Source organism: Candidatus Methylomirabilota bacterium, assembly GCA_036002485.1.
In the GTDB taxonomy this organism is placed as follows: domain Bacteria; phylum Methylomirabilota; class Methylomirabilia; order Rokubacteriales; family CSP1-6; genus AR37.
Genome location: DASYTI010000154.1, coordinates 1 through 7,059, shown reverse-complemented (window position 1 = coordinate 7,059; position 7,059 = coordinate 1). Strand labels below are relative to the sequence as shown.

Below are 7,059 nucleotides of genomic sequence, written 5' to 3'. Positions count from 1 at the left end.
AGAGCCAGGCGGCGCAGGAGCGGAAGCCCGTGTTCCAGCCGCCGCGGGCGTCGAATGCTCGGATCAGATCGAGCAGGCGCGCGGTGGCCGCGTCGAGGTGGGCGGACAGCTCGGCGATCGCGTCGCCGAGCCGGTCCAGCTCCGCGGCGCGATGCTGACCGGCAAGCACAGTTGACGAATGGATCTGCATGGCGAGCCCTCCTTCTGCTGAAACAACTCTACCCCCTGGGTTTCGAGCCCTCGGGAAGCGGCCGGAATGGGCGATCCTCAGACGAGGAATGGTTTTTGATCCGGCCTCGTCAGTTTTCGCAGCGGCGCCGTCGGGCGGGCCGCTGGACCGGCCTTTGATGACGGTTGCGGCCGCATGACCGAGTCACGCGGCCAAGCCTGTCAAGCGGAAAAATATTGCGAGCCTAGAGCGCTCCCGTTGGACTTCTCGAGTATCGTTACGCGCTCATGTATGGAAAGAGATACACCGGATTTCCGCAGCGCATCGGGGAGAGATCGGGGTCAGGGCTACTACGGCGGGTCGCGCCGCGACGCAGGCCAAGCCATCGGCAGGTCCGAGATTTGCTAGCTCCTCAGCGGCCACACATCGCGGGAGCCGTTCCCCCGCTAAGCGCCTGGAGAATGTGGACCTCCTGCCCCGCCGGGATGGGCTGGTCGAGACCGGGCGCCGGCTCCGTGCCCACGTAGATGCGCATGTGCTGGCGGATGCGGTCCTGCTCGTCCACCACGCGGAAGCGGAGGCCCGGGTAGCGGCGGTCGAGCTCGGCGAGTACCTCGGCCACGGTGGCGCCCGCGCACTCGACCTCGCCGCGCCCGCCTGTGTAGGAGTGAAGGGGCGAGGCGATGAAGACGCGCATCAGCTGAGCGAGGCGGCCTGGACGGTGTAGATCTCGGGCAGATGGCGGGCGAGCACGCGCCAGCGCCGTCCTTCATCCGTGCTCATCCAGATCTCTCCTCCCGTGGTCCCGAAGTAGAGTCCCAGCGGCTTCCCGGCGTCGGCGGCGAAGGCCTGGCGCTTGACGGTGAGCCAGGCATCGCGCGGCGGCAGTCCCGCGGCCTGGCGCTCCCAGCTCATGCCGCCGTTCTTGCTCCGGTACACGGCGGGCTTGCCGTCCGGGCTCGTGCGCGGCCACACCGTGGTGCCATCCATGGGAATGACCCAGAGCATGTCGGGATCGCGAGGATGGAGCACGATCGGGAAGCCGATGTCACCCACCTCCTTCGGCATGCTCTCGCCGATGCGCGTCCAGGTCTCGCCCGGGCGATCGAGACGATAGATGCCGCAGTGGTTCTGCTGGTAGAGGCGGTCGGGATTGAGAGGATGAATGGCCATGAGGTGCGGATCCTGGCCGAACTCCGGGTACTTCTCCGGCAAGAAATCGGCGAGCACGCCGCGATTGAGCGGCCGCCAGGATATCCCCTCGTCCACGCTCTCGAAAGTTCCGCCTCCGGAGAGCCCGACATAGAGATGACGTGGGTCCCGCGGGTCCACCAGGATGGAATGGACGATGGGGCCGTCCGGTGTGGCATCCAGCCGGCTGGCCAGAAGCGCAACGACATCGTGATTGAACCCGACCATCTCGCTCCACGTGATGCCGCCGTCCTCGGAGCGGAATAGGCCCTGAGGCGAGGTGCCTGCCCACCAGACTCCCGGCTGAGACGGAAGGCCGGGCGTGAGCCAGAAGACGTGATCCACGGCGCGCCCGGTCTCTCCCTCGGGCGCCTTGGCAAAGGCAGGCGGCTCCTTGATCTCGACCCAGCTCCGTCCGCGATTGGTGGAGCGGAGCACGGTAGGGCCGAGATGCCCTGTTCGCGTGGCCATGAGCATGGTTCGGCCGTCGCGTGGGTCCAGCACAAGGTGATGGACGATGCAGCCGAGGTAGTGCGGCCCGTCGAGCCGCCACTGTTTCCGACTCGCATCGGCGTGGTAGAGGAAAGCGCCCTTGCGGGTACCCACCATGAGGAGCGTGCGTCGCGGGGAAGAAGTGCGCTTGGCCATAGGCCTTACGTGGTAGCGCAAAGCGCGAGGCACTGCAAGCGGAAGCCGATCGGTCGATGGCTTTGCGCTCGGCGACGACATGATTTCGCGCGGCTCGGGCCCCTCACCCTGCCCTCTCCCCAAAGGGGAGAGGGATTCATCCTTGGATCCCTCTCCCCCATCGGGGGAGAGGGCCGCAGTTCGAGCTGAAGGGCGAAGCCCTGAGGCGAGGGCTGAGTAGATAAGGGGGGCATTCTGGCGCGTTGGGCGAGCGAAATCCTCTGGTATCGTAAAGCGCCATGTACGGCAAGGGGGATACCGGGTTTCCGCAGCGCATCGTGTGTCTGAGCGCCGAGCACGTGGAGATCTGCTATGCCCTCGGGGCGGGGGACCGCGTCGTCGCCGTCCCCGGCACCGCGCATCGCCCTCCCGAGGCGCGCGAGAAGCCCAGGATCGGCGGCTTCACGACGTTCCGGGCCGACAGGATCCGGGAGCTCGAGCCCGACCTCGTGCTCGCCTTCTCGGATCTCCAGGCCGATATCAGCGCGGAGCTGATCCGAGCCGGGCTGCCCGTCTTCTGCTCCAATCCGCGCTCGATCGAGGAGATTCTCGGGAGCATTCTCCTCGTGGGCGGGCTCCTCGGGCTCGACAAGCCGGCCCGCGACCTCGTGCAGGACATGCGCGACGAGATACGACAGCTCCGGGAGTTCTCGAGCGTGTGGCCGGACAGGCCGCGCGTCTACTTCGAGGAGTGGCACGACCCGCTCATTGCCGGGATCCGCTGGGTGTCGGAGATCATCGAGCTGGCGGGCGGCCGGGATATTTTTTCCGACCTCAGAGACAAGCGGTCGGCGAAGGAGCGCGTGCTCGACCCGGACGAGGTGGTCCGCCGTGATCCTCAGATCATTCTGGCCTCCTGGTGCGGCAAGCCTGTGGACATCGGCGTCATACGGGGGCGGCCTGGCTGGTCGGTCATCAGCGCCGTGAAGACGGGACGAATCCACGAGGTGGACGGGGCTGATATCCTGTCCCCAGGGCCATCCGTGATGGCCGGGCTCAGGACGATCCACGAGATAGTCCAGCAGGGCTTGGACCGCTAGCTAGCAAATCCCTCAACGACGGTCTTCGCTCTGGGGACCTAAGTACCCGGAAGTTGGTGTCCGGCGACGGCTGTGTTCGGATATCGAACACAGGGATTTCTGAGCAAGAATTACTAGAAGGCCCCTCGGCGGCCGATGCTAGGATCAAACCCTTCGCGCCCCATGGAGAATCAAATGCTGGCCCGGCCGGAACGGTTCTTCGAAGACAGATTTGGTCTTTCCGCATCAGCCCTCGATCGTCTTCTCGGTTCAGAGCTGGCCGGCCGTGTCGATCACGCCGATCTCTTCCTCGAATATCGCGTCAGCGAAGAGCTGGTCCTCGAGGAGGGCGCGGTCAAGAAAGCCTCGCGCCATGTGAGCCAGGGCGCGGGCATCCGGGCCCAGTCGGGAGAGCGCACGGGCTACGCCCACACCGACGATCTGGCGCTCCCGAATCTCGCGGAAGCCGCCCGGCAGGCGCGCGCCATCGCGGACTCCGCCTCGTCCTCGGCCACCGTGGCCGTGAGCGGCGGCAAGCCCCACGATCTCTACACGCTCGCCGAAACGCCCATCACCGCGGCGCTCGACCGCAAGGTCAAGCTGCTCGGGCAGGTGGATGCCGCGGCGCGCGCGGCAGACCCGCGCGTGCGGCAAGTCATCGCGAGCCTCGGCAGCGAGGACGTGGTGGTGCTCATCGCCACGCCTTCCGGCTGGACTGTGGGCGATGTTCGGCCGCTGACCCGGCTCAACGTCACCGTGATCGTGGAAGAGAACGGCAAGCGCGAGATGGGCGGCTATGGCGGCGGCGGGCGGGTGCCCTTCGACTTCTTTCTCGAGCACGAGCGCTGGCGTCACTACACATCCGAGGCCGTGCGCCAGGCCGTCATCAAGCTCCACGCCGTCGCGGCGCCCGCGGGCGAGCTCACGGTGGTGCTGGGGCCGGGCTGGCCGGGCATTCTCCTTCACGAGGCCGTGGGCCACGGGCTCGAGGGTGACTTCAACCGCAAAGGCACCTCGGCCTTCTCGGGACGGCTCGGCCAGAAGGTCGCCTCCGATCTCGTCACCGTGGTGGACGACGGCACCATCGCCAACCGTCGTGGCTCGCTGAACGTCGACGACGAGGGCCATGCCACCCGTCGCAATGTTCTGATCGAGAACGGCATCCTTCGCGGCTACATGCAGGACCGGCTCAATTCCCGGCTCATGGGGATGCCGGCCACCGGCAACGGCCGGCGCGAGTCCTACGCGCATCCGCCCATGCCGCGCATGACCAACACCTTCATGCTGGCCGGGCAGGACGATCCCGCCGACATCATTCGCTCCGTTCCCCGCGGTCTCTACGCCGTCAACTTCGGTGGCGGCCAGGTCGACATCACCAATGGCAAGTTCGTCTTCTCGGCCAGCGAGGCCTACCTGATCGAGGATGGCCAGGTCACGAAGGCGGTCAAGGGCGCCACGCTCATCGGCAATGGCCCCGAGGCGCTGACGCGGGTGAGCCGCGTCGGCCACGACCTCAAGCTGGACGAGGGGGTGGGCACCTGCGGCAAGGACGGCCAGTCCGTGCCCGTCGGCGTGGGGATGCCGACCACGCGCATCGATGGGATCACCGTGGGCGGGACCCAGGTCTAGCCCTTGCTCGACCTCGTCCAGGACGTGCTGAAGCGGGCGGGTGCGCGGGGGGCGACCGCGGCGGACGCCTTTCTCCTCGAGGACCAGGCCTTCTCGGCGCAGGTGAGGCTGGGGCAGGTGGACACGGTCAAGCACGCGCGCGAGCAGCATCTCTCCCTGCGCGTCTTCGTCGGGCAATCGGTGGCCGCGGCCTCGACCTCGGATCTCTCCCGCGCGTCGGTCGACCGCCTCGTCGAGGAGGCCGTCTCGCTGGCCCGTGTCACCGCGCCCGACGAGCTGGGCGGCCTGCCCGCGGCCGGAGAGCTCGCCCGCACCATTCCGAGCCTCGACCTTCACGATCCCACGGGGCATGACCTCTCGCCGGAAGACAAGATCGGGCTGGCCCGGCGCTGCGAGGCGGCGGCGCTCGAAAGCGACCCTCGCATCACCAACTCCGAGGGCGGCGACTTCTCCGACCGTCAGGCGCGCTACGCCTATGGCACGAGCCACGGCTTCGCGGGCGAGTACGAGACCTCGTCGTTCAGCCTCTCCGTCTCTCCCGTGGCCTCGCAGAACGGCCAGATGCAGCGCGACGGCTGGTATCACGCCACGCGCAAGCGCGAGCGTCTCGACGCCCCCGAGGAGATCGGCCGTACCGCGGCCCGGCGCGCGCTCCGGCGCCTCGGGGCCCGGCGGGTCAAGACTTGCGAAGTGCCGGTGATCTTCGATCCCGAGATGGCGGCGAGCCTCATCCGTCACATCGCGGGCGCCGCCGCGGGCCCGTCGCTCTATCGCGGCGCGTCCTTCCTGGTGGGCAAGCTCGGCCAGCAGATCGCCTCCCCCGCCGTCACTCTCGTCGACGACGGCACGCTTCCCGGCGCCCTCGGCTCGCGACCCTTCGACGGCGAGGGGCTGTCGATCCGTCGCACGGTAGTCGTGGACAAGGGCGTGCTGACCTCGTATCTCCTGGACACCTACACCGGCCGCAAGCTCGGCATGGCCTCCACGCATCACGCCGCCCGCGACGGCAGCGGGGTGACCGTGGGCACGACCAACTTCTACCTGGCCGCAGGCGCCACGGATCCGCGCGTGCTCGTGGCCAGCGTGAAGCAGGGGCTCTACGTCACCGAGCTGATCGGATTCGGCGTCAACGGCGTCACGGGCGACTACTCCCGAGGCGCCGCGGGCATGTGGATCGACAATGGCGAGCTGGCCTATCCCGTGGAGGAGATCACGGTGGCGGGGAACCTGCTCGAGATGTTCCGGGCCATCGAGGGCGTCGGCAATGACCTGGTCTTCCGCGACCGCACCGCGGCCCCCACCGTCCTCATCGGCAAGATGGTCGTGGCCGGAGCCTGACAGGAGCCCTCCCCGCGATGCTCATCGACAGCCACTGCCACCTTCACGATCCCGCGTTCGAGGACCTGCGCGGCGCCCTCTCGCGGGCCAGCGAACACGGCGTCTGGGGCGCCGTGGCCGTGGGGTGCGACCACGAGACCAACGTGCGCACCCTCAAGGCGGCCACGGGCTCCGGCAAGGCCGTGTGGCCGGCCATGGGCTTTCACCCCGAATGGCATCACCTCACGGATGAGGACCTGTCACGGGTGGAGTCGCAGCTCATGGCCAATCACGCCTGGCTCGTGGCGCTGGGCGAGGTCGGACTACCCTGGTACAGCCTCGACGGTGCGGCCGACGCGGCCGAGCGCATGACGCGGTCGAGACGGCATCTCGGGCGCCTCCTGGATCTGGCGCGGCGCTATGACCTGGCCGTCATCCTCCACGCGCCCCACGGCGCGGCCGTCGGCGCGCTGGACGCGCTCAAGGCCCACGGCATCGATCGCGCGGTCTTCCACTGGCACAAGGCGCCCGCCGAGGTGACCCGCGCCATCGTCGAGTCGGGCTTCATGGTGTCGGTCACCCCCGAGGTGATCTACCGCGATCGGGATCGCGAGATGGTCGAGGCGGTGCCCCTCTCCTCGCTCCTCGTCGAGAGCGACGGGCCGTGGCCCTACAAGGGCGAGTTCGAGGGCATGCCCTCCGGCCCGTGGCTCGTCACCCGCGTGGCCGAGGAGATCGCCAAGATCAAGCGGATGCCCGTGGACGAGGTGATCACCGAGATCGGCGCCAATACCTGCGCCCTCTTCGATCTTCCCTGGTCGTGAGCAGCGAGCCCTTCGCCTTTGCGATAGACGGCGCCTCCGTGGTGGGCGTGCTGCATCTCCCGCGGCGCCAGCCCGCTCCCTGCGTGGTGGCGTGCCACGGCATGGGCGCCTCCAAGGACAGCGACAAGTACCTCCTGCTCGGCCAGGATTTCCCCGAGGCGGGCCTGGCCCTGGCGCGCTTCGACTTCCGGGGCAGCGGTGAGTCGGGCGGGCTCGGACGCAA

8 protein-coding genes are annotated in these 7,059 nt (G+C 68.2%); 5 read left to right on the top strand and 3 right to left on the bottom strand.

The genetic code is table 11. The annotated features are described in order from the left end of the window. The 3 genes from VGT00_14855 to VGT00_14845 form a co-directional block, all read right to left on the bottom strand. On the bottom strand, positions 1-190 hold a 190-nt coding region (locus VGT00_14855; GenBank protein ID HEV8532698.1), incomplete at its 3' end, for an HNH endonuclease. Positions 191-581: 391 nt separating this feature from the next. Beyond that, a complete protein-coding gene (locus VGT00_14850; GenBank protein HEV8532697.1) occupies positions 582-866 on the bottom strand; it encodes a MoaD/ThiS family protein in 285 nt (94 codons plus the stop codon). Then, the gene (locus tag VGT00_14845; GenBank protein ID HEV8532696.1) at positions 866-2,008 is read right to left on the bottom strand and encodes a glycosyl hydrolase; all 1,143 of its coding nucleotides are present in this window, start codon (positions 2,006-2,008) and stop codon (positions 866-868) included. The genes VGT00_14850 and VGT00_14845 overlap by 1 nt, the downstream gene beginning before the upstream one ends. A gap of 278 nt (positions 2,009-2,286) precedes the next feature. On the opposite strand from VGT00_14845, the gene VGT00_14840 reads away from it, so the two are divergent. From VGT00_14840 to VGT00_14820, 5 genes are all read left to right on the top strand, one after another. After that, positions 2,287-3,087, top strand: coding sequence for an ABC transporter substrate-binding protein (locus VGT00_14840; protein ID HEV8532695.1), 801 nt, complete (start codon positions 2,287-2,289; stop codon positions 3,085-3,087). Between the two features lie 174 nt (positions 3,088-3,261). Then, the gene (tldD, locus tag VGT00_14835; GenBank protein ID HEV8532694.1) at positions 3,262-4,695 is read left to right on the top strand and encodes a metalloprotease TldD; all 1,434 of its coding nucleotides are present in this window, start codon (positions 3,262-3,264) and stop codon (positions 4,693-4,695) included. Positions 4,696-4,698: 3 nt separating this feature from the next. Further along, entirely contained in the window at positions 4,699-6,033 is a 1,335-nt protein-coding gene (locus VGT00_14830; protein ID HEV8532693.1) for a TldD/PmbA family protein, read from the top strand. Positions 6,034-6,050: 17 nt separating this feature from the next. Next, complete coding sequence (locus VGT00_14825; protein ID HEV8532692.1) at positions 6,051-6,836, top strand: TatD family hydrolase; 786 nt, start codon at positions 6,051-6,053, stop codon at positions 6,834-6,836. Then, positions 6,833-7,059 (top strand): hypothetical protein (locus VGT00_14820; GenBank protein ID HEV8532691.1); only part of this gene is annotated, 227 nt, incomplete at its 3' end. The genes VGT00_14825 and VGT00_14820, both read left to right, overlap by 4 nt.